The 16,787-nt window shown below is 40.3% G+C and carries 9 protein-coding genes; 8 read left to right on the top strand and 1 reads right to left on the bottom strand.

Going from position 1 to position 16,787, the window contains the following annotated elements:
* Positions 1-556 precede the first annotated feature (556 nt).
* The 5 genes from OQE68_RS05890 (at position 557) to OQE68_RS05910 (ending at position 12,774) form a co-directional block, all read left to right on the top strand.
* Positions 557-4,246 carry a CheR family methyltransferase gene (locus OQE68_RS05890; protein WP_180567764.1) on the top strand — a complete coding sequence of 1,230 codons (3,690 nt, stop codon included), beginning with the start codon at positions 557-559 and terminating at the stop codon, positions 4,244-4,246.
* Positions 4,247-4,308: 62 nt separating this feature from the next.
* Positions 4,309-4,752, top strand: a complete 444-nt coding sequence (locus OQE68_RS05895; protein ID WP_180567765.1) for a response regulator — start codon at positions 4,309-4,311, stop codon at positions 4,750-4,752.
* 22 nt (positions 4,753-4,774) lie between these two features.
* Complete coding sequence (locus OQE68_RS05900) at positions 4,775-5,356, top strand: response regulator (RefSeq protein WP_180567766.1); 582 nt, start codon at positions 4,775-4,777, stop codon at positions 5,354-5,356.
* A 55-nt stretch (positions 5,357-5,411) separates the two neighbouring features.
* Complete coding sequence (locus OQE68_RS05905) at positions 5,412-11,897, top strand: HAMP domain-containing protein (RefSeq protein WP_219339971.1); 6,486 nt, start codon at positions 5,412-5,414, stop codon at positions 11,895-11,897.
* Positions 11,869-12,774, top strand: coding sequence for a CheR family methyltransferase (locus OQE68_RS05910; RefSeq protein WP_266195868.1), 906 nt, complete (start codon positions 11,869-11,871; stop codon positions 12,772-12,774). The genes OQE68_RS05905 and OQE68_RS05910 overlap by 29 nt, the downstream gene beginning before the upstream one ends.
* A gap of 233 nt (positions 12,775-13,007) precedes the next feature.
* Here OQE68_RS05910 and OQE68_RS05915 read toward each other — a convergent pair whose 3' ends face one another.
* On the bottom strand, positions 13,008-13,322 hold the full coding sequence (locus OQE68_RS05915) for a hypothetical protein (protein WP_180567767.1): 315 nt from the start codon (positions 13,320-13,322) through the stop codon (positions 13,008-13,010).
* 408 nt (positions 13,323-13,730) lie between these two features.
* Here OQE68_RS05915 and OQE68_RS05920 point away from each other — a divergent pair, with 408 nt between their 5' ends.
* The 3 genes from OQE68_RS05920 to OQE68_RS05930 all read left to right on the top strand — a co-directional run bounded on the left by OQE68_RS05920 (position 13,731) and on the right by OQE68_RS05930 (position 16,774).
* Positions 13,731-13,883 carry a hypothetical protein gene (locus tag OQE68_RS05920; RefSeq protein ID WP_180567768.1) on the top strand — a complete coding sequence of 51 codons (153 nt, stop codon included), beginning with the start codon at positions 13,731-13,733 and terminating at the stop codon, positions 13,881-13,883.
* A 554-nt stretch (positions 13,884-14,437) separates the two neighbouring features.
* On the top strand, positions 14,438-15,745 hold the full coding sequence (aptA, locus tag OQE68_RS05925) for an omega-aminotransferase AptA (RefSeq protein ID WP_180567769.1): 1,308 nt from the start codon (positions 14,438-14,440) through the stop codon (positions 15,743-15,745).
* A gap of 162 nt (positions 15,746-15,907) precedes the next feature.
* Positions 15,908-16,774 (top strand): nitrilase-related carbon-nitrogen hydrolase, encoded by an 867-nt coding sequence (locus OQE68_RS05930; protein ID WP_180567770.1) that lies wholly within the window; start codon positions 15,908-15,910, stop codon positions 16,772-16,774.
* Positions 16,775-16,787: the final 13 nt, after the last annotated feature.

The raw sequence follows: 16,787 nt of genomic DNA on the forward strand, positions 1-16,787 counted from the left end.
TCACTCTAGATATACTCTTCGCGAATGATTTTTAAGTGACCAAGCCTCATGAACCTATTGAAATAGGTGATTGAGGTGACAATTTAAATATAGCCAAAGCGAATGCTATACTTCATGATTTAACTGCATTCTTACTATCTTTGGTGAGATAGAATAAAAATAACAAAACCTACAAATGATCGTTCACTATCATATATTTCTACAACTGGCATCTTTTTATCATAAAAATTTAACATTCTATACCCTTCTATACTTCTATATTCTTAAGTTTATTCAACTTTAACCGTAGAAAAACTAAGCTTTCAAAATAAGCATTAATGCATACTTAACCACATGAGAAGGAGGTATATTTTCTATGCCTACAAGGTATATTACATGTTTTAATGTCATACACAGGAGTGAAATACCTGCCTTATATTAGCCTGAATGTTAGATAATGGTTCATAAGAAGAAAAATGTGGCAGCAACAAGCATCAAAGAATAGTCATATGATGTAGATATTGGGTTGCCCAGTCATAAAGCTAACTCAATATTAATAGTAAAGGGAATGCTTCTAATGAAAAATAACAATTTAATTAACCCTGATGACTATGCCACCCAAACTTCAAACAGTGAAGACGAAACAAAGCACGAACAACACCAGGGTATCAAACAGACAAACATAAATTTACCTGAATATGTTGTTGGTATTGGTGCATCAGCAGGTGGACTAGAAGCGTTAGAAGAACTATTTCAAGCCATGCCGTTAAAAACAGGTATGGCATTTGTCATTATTCAACACCTGTCACCAGATTATAAAAGTTTGATGGATGAGCTGTTAGCCAGAAAAACCTGCATTCCCATTCAAATAGCTGAAAACCAAATGGCCGTTGAAGCAGACAACATCTATTTACTACCACCGAAAAAAGAAATGATTATCTCAAATGGCAAATTATTACTCACTGAGCGCGAACACAGTGAGACAGTCAATATGCCGATTAATACATTCTTTCGTTCACTGGCAGAGTCCTATCAAGATAAAAGTATTGCCATTATTCTATCCGGTAGTGGCTCAGATGGCAGCAAAGGCATTAAGCTTATCCATGATAGTGGTGGTTTTGTCATTACCCAAAACCTTAATTGCTGTAAGTTTGACAGCATGCCTCTCAATGCCAACAACACAAACTGTGTTGACCTTTCCTTAGCACCAAACGATATTCCTGATGCGTTAATAAAGTATTCTCAGCGAACCATTAAGGCAACCCAACAAATTGCCTTAGGCTCTCTAGAAGCTAATGAAGGTCGATTTACAGATGTTATCGTATTGTTAAATAACCGATTTGATTTAGATTTTTCTGAGTACAAGCCCTCAACCATTGTGCGTCGCTTAGAGCGACGATTAGCAATGCTACAAGCTGAAACCCTCAAAGATTATACTAACATTCTATTATCAAATGAAGAAGAATTAGAAGCACTATACTTCGACTTGTTAATCGGAGTGACTCAGTTTTTTCGAGACCCGGAAGCATTTCAAAACCTAGCCAAAAAAATACCTGACTTATTAGAAACACTTAAAGCAGAAAGTAACGAAGAGGTTCGTATCTGGGTACCTGGCTGTGCAACTGGGCAAGAGGCTTATTCTCTAGCGATGTTAATGTATGATATTTTTCATCAGAAAAATCAAGTCAGATCATTCAAAATTTTTGCCACAGATATTCATCGAAACTCAATTGCTATAGCAGCCCAAGCTTCTTACACAACCAGTGAAGTGACTGGTTTGAGTAGTTATTACAAAAATCGCTATTTAAAAAAACTACCTAATGGAGATTATCAGGTAATACCAGCCATAAGAAAACGCATTGTGTTTGCCCAGCATAACCTGCTAAAAGACCCACCTTTTACCAAAATGCATATGATCAGCTGCCGTAATTTAATGATTTATTTTAATCAGGTAGCCCAGCAGCGTATCTTCAGTTTATTTACCTTTGCTCTCAAAAATAAAGGCTTACTCTTTTTAGGCTCCAGTGAAAGTCTTGGCAGACATGCCAGTGATTATCAATGTATCGATTCAACCTATAAAATTTTCCAAAAAAACCGTGATACTCAAGAACATCCAGACTTCAACCTGGGTGTGCTGGATTCAGGACAATACAAACTTAAAGAGTCTAAACGAGAACACCACCCCATCAGCATTAAAAGCAAACAGGCCCAAGAAGTCCTACTGCAACAGTATGTCCCTCCAAGTATATTAATAGACTGCAATGGAAATATTTTGCATGTATTTGGTAATGTTGGTGAAATGCTAAAGCTAGATGTGGGAAGTGCCAGCCTGAATTTGCGCTCGATGGTATCAGGCCCAGCCAAGGCAGTATGTATTCAAATGCTTAATCAGGCAAATAAAACTTATAAGCCTATATGCACCCGCTTTGTCGAAGGTTTTGCAAAATACGACAAGGTGGATATAGAAATACGGCCACTATCCAACTCTTCAAAAGATTTAGATTACTTTATTGTTACGTTAAAGCAAAGCAATACTGTACTGGCACAACAGGCAACAGCTGGTACAGAAGCAGAAGAAGTAAACTCCAACTCTAGTATTGCAATAAGAATGCGAGAACTTGAAGAAGAATTGCAATATACCAAAGAAAGCTTACAAACCACAGTAGAAGAACTAGAAGCCAGTAATGAAGAATTACAAGCTTCTAATGAAGAGCTAATGGCTTCTAATGAGGAGTTACAAAGCACAAATGAAGAGTTACAGTCGGTTAATGAAGAGCTATTTACAGTCAATGCCGAACATCAAGTAAAGGAGTTGGAGCGGGCAGAAATAGAGGCTGATGAACAAAGTATTATTCAAGTGTCAGGTATTGGAATTCTGTTTCTTGATGAATACTTACACATTCGTAAATTTTCAGAGTCAGCGGCTAAATTATTCAGCTTAAACAACGCCGACTATGGTCGCCCGCTTGGCGCCATTTCTGGTGAAATCGTACAAAGCCTACTGACTGATATCAGTCAAGTACTTAATCAAGGGGGGGTCATAGAAAAAGAGTTTAGCCCAGAAGAAGGTGTAGTTTATCAGATACGTATTCATCGTTTAGAACAGCTGGATAAAACAAATCAACAACGAGGCGTTATTCTTACTTTTTTAAATATCAGCAAACTCTATTCAACTCAACGCAATTTAGCCCGCAGTGAAAGTCGTTTCCAAGCCGTGTTAGATGCTTTAACGGATGGTTACTTTGAGTGGGATACAGTGCAAGACAAACTGTTTCTAAGTCACTATTGCCGACAGAAGCTAGGTTATTCCAATGAAGACACCATTACTTGGTACAACCTGCTAAGAGAGGATACAAACGATGTGTTGAATACACTTACTGAAGCATATGAACAACAAAAGGCGTTAGAAATACTACTACCATTGCGTAAACAAGATAACAACATCCATTGGATGTTGTGTAAGTGTCGATTTCTAGCAAAACAGCAAACCAATCAAGACTATGGGCGGCTGGCTGGCCAGTTTATTGACATGCAACAGTACAAACAGCTTGAAGTTAGTATGCAACATCAACTGCATGAACTGTCTCGTTCTAACGAGTTATTAGAGCAATTTGCTCATATTGTTTCCCATGATTTAAAAGCACCACTACGACACAGCATGCATAATTTACATTACCTTAATACGGCTATTGCAGAAAACGATCAACCACTAATAAAAAAAGAAGTTAACTCATTAAGTTATAATTTACATGCACTACAAAATCTAATTGATGATGTGATTCGTTTTTCAAGATTCAACTCAGAAAAGAAAAAAGTAGCAACTGTTGACTTGAATATTGTGGTAGATCAAGCCATAAATATTCTTGCGCCTAAAATAACCAACAAAAATTTTGACTTACAGTGTGAGCAGCTGCCCTCTATAACTGGCGATAAGAGTATGTTAAGCCATTTATTTCAAAACCTATTGGGCAATGCTTTAAAGTATAATGATAAGGAAAAGCCTGAAATAATAATTAAGTATAGGTTAGAAGGTAAGTATTGCTTTATTCAAGTACAGGACAATGGTATTGGTTTCGACCCTAACTTGTCAGAAAACATTTTTAAGCCTTTCAAACGGCTGGTCACAAAAAGCCAATACGAGGGAAGCGGTATTGGTTTGTCTATTTGTAAAACTGTGGTTGAGCAGCATGATGGTAAAATATCTGTAGACTCAACACCAGGAAAAGGAACCACCTTTACAATTCAACTCCCCCTTAACAGCCAATAACAAATAACAAATAACAATGGATATCAATCACCAATATAAAATCCAGCTAGGGAGCTTATCAAATGCAAGGCAGTCATAATTTTTCCCTGTTATTGGGTGAAGACGATGAGAGTGACAAAGCGACAATGGAAATTATTCTGAATAGAATGAATTACCAGGGTGCATTTCACCATACTCCTGTAGGACAAGAAGTTATCGATTGGACTTTTAAAAAAAACCAATACCACAATGCCACTCATAATACACCTGACTTAATTCTGTTAGATATTGGCTTACCTGGTATAGACGGTAAAACTGTACTAAAAACCCTACGCCAAGATGATATGGGGAAAACAATTCCAGTCATCATGATGTCAGGCTCTATTTCCCAGCGAGACTATCATGAATGTATTGCTTTAGGCTGCAATGCTTATATTCAAAAAAGCTCTGATCTCAACACATTCACTAAAAACTGTCAGTTGTTTATTGAAGGCTGGATTCAGTTATCGCAACAAAAGTTTATTTAATTATTAAATGAGACTCCTACCTATGCAACCAGTGAATATATTGCTTGTAGATGACCAGTTATCCAGCCTGTTGGTTCTGGAAGACTTACTTGCCAGCTTAAAAGTCAACTTACTCAAAGCAACCTCCGCTAAAGATGCTTTAATGATGATGCTAGATAACGACATCAGCTGTATTTTACTTGATGTCAGCATGCCGGAAATGGATGGCTTTGAGTTTTTAAAAACACTACAGGCAGCACCTACTCATGCCAATATTCCCGTTATTATGGTGACTGGGAAGATCTTTAGTGAAAATGAAACCCTGCGTGCTTATCAGTATGGGGCTGTCGACTTTTTAATAAAACCATTAGATGCCCATGTGGTATACCGCAAAGTCAGTTTTTTTGTCCATCAAGCGCTGCGTATTAAGTGCATTGAGAGTATTGAGCACATTTTAAAAAACATTTCAACTGACATTATTAAACCGCTAAAAAAAATTACAACGAAAGATCACATTACTGATGACGGTTTACTCTCCGAATTAACCCAAGCCATGACAAAAGTAGAAGAATTACAGCAAAACTGGAGCAAATTTCAGCATGCTAAACAAAATACGACCCTATGAGTAATCAATTACCTCGTTGTTGACGTATATAACAAGAAAAATTTAGGAGGCACCTGTGGTCAAAACCAGAATCAGAAAAAAAGCGGGTTCAGAAACCGTCAACATTGAGGAAGTCAATACTGAACAAGTTCTACAAGCGCTTCAGGAATGGAAAGATAAAACAGAGGTTGTTGACCATGCCAATTTATTAAAAGCCTTAAGAGCTTATCGAAACGGTAATTTTTCAGTACGGCTGCCGGAAACTCAGGTAGGTATCGCAGGAGAAATTGCTCGTGCTTTTAATGAATGCGTTGAGCTTAACCAGATAATGCTGAAAGAGTTTGAACGGGTCAGTAAAGCCGTTGGCCGCGAAGGCAAATTAAGCCAACGAGTTTCAGTAAGTGCCGCCAAAGGAGGCTGGGCTAATACCGTGATGGCTTATAACGCAACGGTAGAAGGCATGGCAGAACCCGTAGGTGAGTTTGGTCGAGTCGTGGCCGCTATCGCCAAAGGCGATTTAACTGAACCAATGTCATTAGAAATTGAAGGGCGCCCGCTTCGTGGTGAATTTTTACGGGTAGCAAAAACCACCAACCAAATGATCGAATTATTAAATAACTTTTCCTCAGAAGTCACCCGCGTAGCTTTAGAAGTGGGCACTGATGGCATTTTGGGAGGACAAGCCAAAATTCGAGGTGTATCTGGGGTTTGGTTAGATTTGACTAACAGCGTTAACGGTATGGCAAACAACCTAACAGGTCAGGTACGCAATATCGCCACGGTTGCTACTGCTGTGGCTAATGGTGATTTAAGCCAGCGGATTACCGTACAAGCCAGTGGTGAAGTGCTTGAGCTGAAAGAAACCATTAACCGAATGGTAGAAAGGCTTACCCTGTTTTCTTCAGAGGTGACAAGAGTTTCCAGAGAAGTAGGTACCGATGGCAAGCTTGGCGGCAGTGCAGAAGTTAGAGATGTGGCTGGCGTCTGGCAAGAGCTGACCAATAACGTGAATGGCATGGCGGATAACCTCACCAATCAGGTGCGTAATATCGCGACCGTTGCTACCGCGGTGGCCAATGGTGATCTTACCCAAAAAATTACCGTTGATGCTCAAGGCGAAGTGCTAGAGCTAAAAAACACCATTAATACCATGGTGGATCGTCTCACGCAGTTTGCATCAGAAGTGACCCGGGTTGCGAGAGAGGTAGGGACGGATGGGCAACTCGGTGGTAAAGCCAAAGTGCCCGGTGTTGCGGGAGTCTGGCAGGAGCTGACCAACAATGTTAATGGTATGGCTGATAACCTGACCAGCCAGGTACGCAATATCGCCACAGTTGCAACTGCCGTGGCCAACGGCGACTTGAGCCAAAAAATAACCGTTGAAGCTAAGGGTGAGGTATTAGAGTTAAAAGACACTATCAATAGGATGGTTGATAGCTTAACCCAGTTTTCTTCTGAGGTGACCCGGGTTGCTAAAGAAGTGGGTACTGATGGCAAATTAGGCGGTAAAGCCGAGGTTAAAGAAGTAGCAGGCGTTTGGCGCGACCTGACCAATAACGTAAATGGCATGGCGGATAACCTCACCAACCAGGTACGTAATATTGCTACCGTGGCCACTGCTGTGGCTAATGGTGACCTAGCCCAAAAAATCACCGTTGACGCCCAAGGGGAAGTGCTAGAGCTAAAGAACACCATTAACACCATGGTAGACAGCCTGACTCAGTTTTCCTCTGAGGTGACTCGGGTAGCACGGGAGGTAGGGACAGATGGCAAACTGGGTGGCAGCGCCGAAGTTAGACAAGTTGCAGGTGTCTGGCAAGACCTGACCAATAATGTCAATAACATGGCCAACAACCTCACCAACCAGGTACGTAATATCGCTACGGTGGCTACCACTGTCGCGAATGGAGACCTGAGCCAACGCATTACCGTAGAAGCCAGTGGCGAAGTGCTCGACCTTAAAAACACCATCAATACCATGGTGGATCGACTGACTCAGTTTTCTTCAGAGGTCACCCGGGTAGCCCAAGAGGTTGGCACCGAGGGCAAGCTGGGAGGTAAGGCGGAAGTCCCTGATGTCGCAGGGGTTTGGCAAGACCTGACCAATAACGTAAATGGCATGGCGGATAACCTCACCAACCAAGTACGGAATATCGCGACGGTGGCCACCGCCGTAGCCAATGGGGACTTAACCCAGAAAATTACGGTAGAAGCCCGCGGCGAGGTACTAGAGCTCAAAAACACCATTAATACCATGGTGGATAGCCTAACCCAATTTTCTTCAGAGGTGACCCGGGTGGCCCGCGAAGTAGGTACCGAAGGTAAATTAGGCGGTAAAGCCTACGTACGTGATGTGGGCGGGGTATGGCGAGAGTTAACCAATAATGTCAATGGCATGGCGGATAACCTCACCAATCAGGTACGGAATATCGCAACGGTGGCCACCGCTGTCGCTAATGGCGACTTAACCCAAAAAATAACCGTAGAAGCTCGCGGCGAAGTTTTAGAGCTTAAAAACACGATCAACACCATGGTTGAACGATTAACTCAGTTTTCATCTGAAGTCACCCGGGTTGCCCAAGAAGTCGGTACTGAAGGGGTGTTGGGAGGCAAAGCTAACGTTGAAGATGTTGCCGGTGTTTGGCAAGACCTAACCAATAACGTGAATGGCATGGCGGATAACCTGACCAATCAGGTACGGAATATCGCTACCGTGGCCACCGCCGTGGCGAACGGCGACTTAGCCCAGAAAATCACCGTTGATGCTAAAGGTGAAATCCTAGAATTGAAAAACACCATCAACACCATGGTAGATAAGCTGACTCAGTTTGCTTCTGAAGTGACCCGGGTAGCTCAAGAAGTGGGCACCGAAGGTAAATTAGGCGGTAAAGCCGTTGTTCGAGGTGTGTCTGGTGCATGGCAGGAACTCACAGACAATGTGAACGGCATGGCCGATAACCTCACCAACCAAGTTCGAAATATTGCCACGGTGGCCACCGCTGTGGCTAATGGTGACTTAAGCCAAAAAATCACCGTCAATGCTCGAGGGGAAATACTCGAGCTTAAAAATACCATCAACACCATGGTGGATAAGCTAACGCAATTTGCATCGGAAGTGACCCGGGTAGCCCAAGAGGTTGGAACTGAGGGCAAGCTGGGGGTTCAAGCAGAAGTGACAGGGGTAACAGGTGCATGGGGTGACCTGACCCTCAATGTAAATAAGTTAGCGAAAAACCTGACTGACCAAGTGCGTGATATAGCCCGCGTAGCCGCTGCCGTAGCCCGTGGTGACTTAGAACAGAAAATTACCGTAGAAGCCCAAGGCGAAGTGCTGGCCTTGAAAGAAACCATCAACTCAATGATTGACACCCTGTCGCTATTTGCCAATCAGGTCACCTTTGTTGCCAAAGAGGTTGGTACTGAAGGTAAACTCGGCGGCCAAGCAGATGTACCCAATACAAAAGGTATTTGGAAAGATTTAACTGAAAACGTAAATGAGTTAGCCGACAACCTCACCCGACAAATTCGGTCTATTTTAACAGTGGTAACAGAGGTCACCAAAGGAAATCTAACAGGCAGTATTGATGTTGCAGCACGCGGTGAAGTAGAAACCCTGAAAAATGGCCTGAATCAAATGATTCTTACCCTAAAAGAAACGTCTGATATCAATATTGAACAAGACTGGTTAAAAACCAATTTATCTAAATTTGGCCAGCTCATGCAAGGCAATAAAAGCTTACAAAGCCTGGCAGAGGTGGTTATTCGAGAGCTTTGCCCAACTATTGCAGCACAGCATGGGGTTTATTATATTCTGGATCAAGGCACTGATGACAAACCCAAAAAACCTGAGTTAGCGTTGTTAGCCAGTTATGCCTATCACGAGCGCAAGTCAATAGCGAACTTATTTGAAGTGGGTCAGGGCCTAGTTGGTCAAGCAGCACGAGAGAAAAAACGCATTATCGTTCATCAAGTGCCCAGTGATTACATTAAAATTTGCTCTGGTTTAGGCGAGTCTGCCCCTTTACATGTAGTTGTATTACCCGTTTTGTTTGAAAATGAATTACTGGCTGTTATTGAGCTTGCCTCCTTTGAGCCTTTTAGTGAAGTTGTGCTGACTTTTCTTGATCAATTGATGACCAGCCTAGGCGTTGTAGCTAACGCAGTAAGCGCCAGCTCTCAAACAGAAAGCTTATTGCGCGCGTCACAATCACTTTCTCAAGAACTACAAGCGCAACAACAAGAACTTAAAGAAACCAATGAAAAGCTTGAAGCTCAAGCACGAAATTTAAAAGAGTCAGAAACCAAACTAAAAAGCCAACAAGAAGAATTACAACAAACTAACGAAGAACTGGAGAAAAAATCCAAAGTATTAGCAGAACAAAAGCGAGAAGTAGAAAATAAAAACCGGGAAGTGGAAGAAGCCAAAGCCCAAATTGAAGAGAAAGCCCAGCAACTGGCATTATCTTCAAAATATAAGTCTGAATTCTTGGCAAATATGTCCCATGAGTTACGTACCCCACTTAATAGTTTAATGGTGTTATCCGATGGATTACGAAAAAATATTGATAAAAATCTGACCAAAAAACAAATTGAGAAGATGAATACTATTCACGATTCGGGTATCGAGCTACTGGAATTAATTAATGAAATTCTAGACCTTGCCAAAATTGAAGCAGGTAAAATGTCGGTTCAGATTAGTGATATTTTCCTCCATCGCATCCAAAACTGGGCTGTACGCAGCTTCCAACAAATGGCAGAAAATAAAGGTTTAGAATTTAATACCAAAGCTGATAGTAGTTTGCCTGCCGCTATTCAAACTGATGAAAAACGCTTACAGCAAGTGATTAAAAACTTTTTATCTAATGCCATTAAATTCACCAACACTGGGCAAGTAAGCTTTATTATCCACCCTGCTCGTTCAGGCTGGAGTGAACATATTCACACATTAAATGAAGCAAAAATGGTAATCGCTTTTTCAGTTGCAGACACCGGCATTGGGATTGCGCCAGATAAAACCCAATTGATTTTTGAAGCCTTCCAACAAGCCGATGGTACTACCAGCCGTCGGTTTGGTGGCACTGGTTTAGGTTTATCCATCAGTCGTGAAATATCGGCGTTATTAGGTGGTGAGATTGTTTTACAAAGTGAGGTAGGTAAAGGGAGTACGTTTACCCTTTTCTTACCACAAGTTTACCCTGACTCGCCTCATTTGAGTGAAAACGCAGAAAAGTGGCAAGCAGAAAAGTGGCAAGTAGTCGAGCCCAAGAAACAAAATGTCCCTTTGTTTGAAACAACAGTGTTGGATACAACAACCAGTCAAACCGTCATCGAACACACTTTAACTGAAATAGAAGATGATCGCACTTATCTGAAACCTGGCGATCGAACAGTATTAATTATTGAAGATGACCATCACTTTTCCAGAATATTACTAGAACATGCCCGAGAAAAAGGCTTTAAGGGTATTGTGGCCTCAAGTGGCGATGCGGGGCTATTTTGTGCCCAAGAATATCGTCCCGATGCCATTATTTTAGATATTAAGCTACCTATAATGAATGGCTGGACAGTGCTAGATCGTATAAAGCATGACCCTAATGTTCGACATATTCCAGTACATGTTATATCTATTGATGATGTAACCCAACGCAGTCTAAAACAAGGTGCAATTTCCTGTTTACAAAAACCATTAGACGATGACCGTTTAAAAAGTATTTTTGATCAAATTGTCGAGTTTCAACAGTTGAATGAAAAACAACTACTTGTTATTGAGGATGATGAAAAACAACGGTCAGCGATTATCGATCTCATTGGTAACGGCGATGTAAAAGTGACTGCTGTTGCCACAGCTGAAGAGGGGCTCGCTGCGTTAAATGAGAAAAAATTCCACTGCATGGTACTGGATTTAATGCTACCGGATATGAGTGGCTTTGAATTAATAGAAAATATCAAACATCAAGAATCCCTGGTTAATTTACCCATTATTGTTTACACAGGAAAGGAAATCACTCCAGAAGAAGAAACCAGGTTAAGTTCAGTAGCTGAGACCATTATTATCAAAAATGTAAAATCGCCTGAGCGTTTACTCGATGAAACCTCCTTATTTTTACATCGCATCGAAGCAAACCTGCCTGAGCCGAAAAGACAAATGTTACAGCAAGTGCATGAAAATGACCCACAGTTGGCCGGTCGAAAAATATTGGTAGTTGATGATGATGTGCGTAACATTTTTACGCTAACGTCTATTTTCGAAGCACATGATAGCATTACTTTATATGCAGAAAGTGGCAAGCAAGCCATTGAAACACTGAAAAGTCACCCAGACATAGAAATCATATTGATGGACATCATGATGCCTGAAATGGATGGTTATGAAACAATGGGAGCCATTAGAAAAATAAACCAGTTTAAAGGAATTCCAATTATTGCTGTCACCGCCAAGGCTATGAAGGAAGACCGACAAAAATGTCTAGATGCAGGTGCATCAGACTATATTGTTAAACCTATTGATACCGAGCAACTACTTTCTCTTGTACGTGTATGGCTATACAAAGAACAGTGTTAAAATGAGAGGCTTCACGGGCTATCTCCAAAATAGTTCTCAGCTGATACAACAGGCCTCAGCAAAAAAATTAGAAGATATTGAGATTGATCTTCTTTGTGAGGGTATTTTTCGGCATTATGGCTTTGACTTTCGTCAATATGCACGTGCTTCTTTAGCTAGGCGTATTCAAAGCTTCATGGAGCTGGAGAATATTAATTCTATATCAGACGTACAAAATAAAATTTTACATAGCCAACAGGTAATGGAGCGGTTTCTATTAAACCTGTCTGTTAATGTTACCTCTATGTTTAGAGATGTAGGTATGTATTTGGCTTTCAGGAAAAAAATTGTTCCTGTTTTACATACCTACCCTTCCATTCGAATTTGGCATGCTGGTTGTTCTACAGGAGAAGAAGTTTATTCTCTTGCCATTTTGCTACAAGAAGAACAACTTGCTGACAAGGCAACCATTTATGCCACAGATATCAATGAGGTGGCCATAAAAAAAGCCAAAGAGGGTATTTTCCCATTACAAGTTATGCAAACGTATACAACTAATTATCTTAAAGCAGGCGGCAAAAAAGAATTTTCTCGTTATTATACTGCAAAATATGATCACGCTATTTTAGCACCAGAGCTACGCAATAAAATCGTCTTTGCAAAGCACAACTTAGTAACAGATAGTTCTTTTAACGAATTTACTGTCATTTTTTGTCGCAATGTCATGATTTATTTTAATGAAACATTACGCAGCCGTGTGCACCATCTTTTATATAATAGTCTTTGTCGATTTGGCACATTAATTCTTGGCCATCAGGAGACGATAAATTTAACTCCAACTCGCCTGCAATACAAAACATTAGATGAGCAATACAGCATTTTTCAGAAAAGAGCCTAAATTAATTCGTAAATGTTATATGACCTACCCACAAACAAGTCGCATTAGAGATATATCCGTCGCGAATCATTTTTAGGCTTTGTTATCATCGTTCCTAATCACCAAGGATGGTGTGAATGCAGTTAATGCATGGAGCATTTAACTGTCACCCCAATCACCTATTAATATAGGCTCATGAGGCTTCGTCACTTGATGGCCTCACCTAAAAATCCTACGCATTGGGTATACCATTGTCATAAATTTTTAATTATCCCAAGTAATTTGGCCAGTTCATCCAGAAAACTTAGAAGCTCTCTAAAGTGCAAGTCGGCATTAAGAACAAGATAATCAACAAAAAAAGTCATTTGAGCAGGATCATTCATTACATCAATGGCATTGTCTATGAACCATTGAAAGCTATCATTAATTGCATTACTTATAGCTTTGTAAACATCTGGGCTTAGTTTGCTTTTTCTTACAGTTTCCAGAACGTCTGCTAATGCAACACTCAGGCTTTGACCATTAATTTTAAAATGGGCAGTCTTAAGGGTAGTGTTATGAACCGACACTGATTAAAAACCTCTTTCATTGCATTTTTTATACGTAATAGCTCTATAGGCTGTAGTAAACCTACTTTAGTTACCACCTTATCATAGGTTAGACAACAAGATTATGTTTTCAGTCAAATTCGTAATTTTTTAAATTTAGCTATAATTAATAATGCAAAGGCAAATAAGCCTTAGCAGCTAGCGGCCTGCTTTATCATTCATATACTTTTCGCAGGCCGCTAAGCCATTCATGAAAACCCTGCTAGACACTCTGACACTGCTCTCTAGTGATCCATGCATAAAGCTGTTACCTTAAATTGCTGACCACTCTGCCAGTCAAATCCTTAATACGATTAGCATTGAGTATAGAGAGAACCTCTGGCTCAACTATACTTACTATAAGAATGCTGTGAATTGAAGAGTTTACTTATGTTTATTAGAAAAGCGGTTACCCACCAGAGTATTGAAGAGCAAACCGTTGCATTCCTCAAATCGGGTGGCGAAATTGTGAAAATACCTTCCGGTATTAGTGGTAAAAAAAGCGTTGCTGACCGCAAGCGTGAAAAGGAAGAAAACGCGTAGTTGCACTTGTTAGTTGAATCCGCCTCAACCGACTCAAGGCACCTCTAAAAATTGTTTATGGCCTCTGCGCAAGCAGGTGATTGGGGTAAGGAGCGAAGACAACAAAAAATAAGAATGACTATCAATTATCGTGCATGCTCACTTTTACACAAAACATTATTTATGCCTTCAAGCAAATAAATTTATTACTAAAAATCATACTCTCAACTTTTTCATGATTGATATTGACTTTTTTTATCACAGTCTTTAGAAACAAAACAAGTTACAAATCTTAACAGCCTGGTCAGCTTTTGGAGAGTACACTTAGGTATATTGTTAAATCTTAGGTATATTGTTAAATATGAATAGCTTCTAGTGACAACATGACCTAACAGCCATTCATAATGAGATATATACTCACAGCAAAGAGTATAATAAAAAATATAAATTAACGCTCACCTATTTTGTTTGCTCAATTAACAGTTAATTTTTAAATCAACACAATTTTTTGCCTAATTCATCGACTATTGTTGTCCAACACTTGAAACTAATTGGTTAATTTTAAGAGTACCAGAATGGAAAATAACCTAAGTGCTTATTGGATGGGGTTTACCGCCAATAGACAGTTCAAACAATCTCCTCGAATGTTTACAAAATCAAAGGGAATGTTTTATTACACCCCAGAAAACCTAGAAGTGATGGATAGCATTGCGGGTTTATGGTGTGTTAATGCTGGCCACTGCCACAGCAAAATTGTTAGTGCTGTTCAACAACAAGTAGCAGAACTTGACTATTCACCCGCTTTTCAAATGGGTCACCCAAAAGCTTTTGAATTAGCTAATCGCTTGACGAATTTACTTCCTAACAGTTTACAACATGTGTTTTATACAGGGTCTGGTTCTGAGTCAGTAGAAACTGCGCTTAAAATAGCTTTAGCTTACCACCGAGCCAAAGGACAAGGACAAAAAACTTTATTAATCGGGCGTGAACGTGCGTATCATGGTGTCAATTTTGGAGGAATGTCTGTAGGCGGAATGGTGGCCAACCGTAAAATGTTTGCCAACCTACTGGGTAATGTTGACCATTTACCTCACACTCACGATATATCCAAAAATGCTTTTTCCAGAGGATTACCAAGCCATGGTATGGAAAAAGCAGATGTCCTTAATGATTTACTGAATTTGCATGACCCATCAACGGTCGCAGCAGTGATTGTTGAACCTATTGCTGGCTCTGCAGGTGTTTTGCTTCCCCCAAAAGGGTACCTCGAAAAGTTACGCGCTATTTGTGATCAACATGATATTTTATTGATTTTCGATGAAGTAATCACTGGCTTTGGTCGGCTGGGAGATTCATTTGCTACCAACTATTTTGGAGTAATTCCCGATATCCTTACTACAGCCAAAGGGCTGACTAATGGTACTGTTCCTATGGGGGCTGTAATGATAAGCGATGAAATTTATCAAGCCTTTATGCATGGCCCTGAGCATACGGTTGAGTTATTTCATGGTTATACTTTTTCAGGACATCCATTAGCCTGTGCCGCCGCTTTAGCAGCACTAGATGTATATGAAGAAGAAAAACTTTTTCAACGCCAGGATGGCATATATCAATACTGGGAGGATGCCATGCATAGTATGATGAACTTGCCTTTTGTGATTGATATACGCAACTTAGGGTTAATTGGCGCTATTGAGTTAGAACCCGTTGCCGGTTCACCTGGCAAACGTGCTTTTCAGGCATTTCTTAATGCCTATGAAGCAGGGCTGCTAATTCGTACAACAGGTGATACCATCGCTTTTTCACCACCGTTGATTATTGAGAAACAACACATTGATAGGCTGGTGGAAACTGTGAGTAAAGTGCTAAAGCACCTGACGTAAAAAATCAATTACCAGTAAAGTCAGTATTAGCTTGCACATTTATAGTTAAAAAGAATAATTTTTAGGTGTAAAGAAAAAACGGTATAGACTCAAAGCGAAGGTAACAAAGCCCTTGTGCCCTAGGGGTATAAAAACATTCGCGAAGTGTATATAAGGAAATTTATGAAAAAAATAAAGGCAGGCCTAATTCAAATGGGCCTAAAAGCGGATACTAACGAATCGCCCGAAACTATCCGTGACTTAATGAATGAAGCTCATATTCAATTAATTGATCAGGCAGGGGAAAAAGGCGTACAAATTCTATGTATGCAAGAGGTTTTCAATCAACCTTACTTTTGCCCCAGTCAAGATACTAAGTGGTATGCTGCTGCGGAAAAAGTGCCAGATGGCCCAACCATACAACTGTTAAAGCAATATGCCAAAAAACATCAAATGGTCATTATTGCACCTATTTACGAGGAAGACATCCCTGGCGTTTACTATAATACAGCTGCAGTGATCGATGCTAATGGTGAATATTTAGGAAAATACCGTAAAACCCATATTCCTCAAGTAGCAGGTTTTTGGGAAAAATTCTTTTTCAAGCCAGGGCAATCTAATTGGCCCGTCTTTGAAACACAATACGGCAAGATTGGTGTTTATATTTGCTATGACCGTCACTTCCCAGAGGGTTGGCGAGCGTTAGCGCTTAATGGTGCGGAAATTATTTTCAACCCTTCAGCCACCGTTGCTGGCTTATCCAAATATTTGTGGGAGTTAGAACAACCAGCCGCTGCCGTTGCTAATGGCTGTTATATTGCTGCAATTAACCGAATTGGTAATGAAGCACCATGGGATATTGGCACTTTTTATGGTTCCTCATATTTTGTAAACCCTCGCGGTGAAATAGAAGCCCAGGCCAGTGAAGATAAAGATGAGCTATTAATCTGTGACTTAAATTTAGAACTGGTGAGAGAAGTTCGAAATCAGTGGCAGTTTTTTCGAGATAGACGACCAGAAGCTTATGAGGTACTGACAAAAGGCGAATAACTATTAAAACTAT

This window comes from Spartinivicinus marinus (assembly GCF_026309355.1).
Classification (GTDB): Bacteria; Pseudomonadota; Gammaproteobacteria; order Pseudomonadales; family Zooshikellaceae; genus Spartinivicinus; species Spartinivicinus marinus.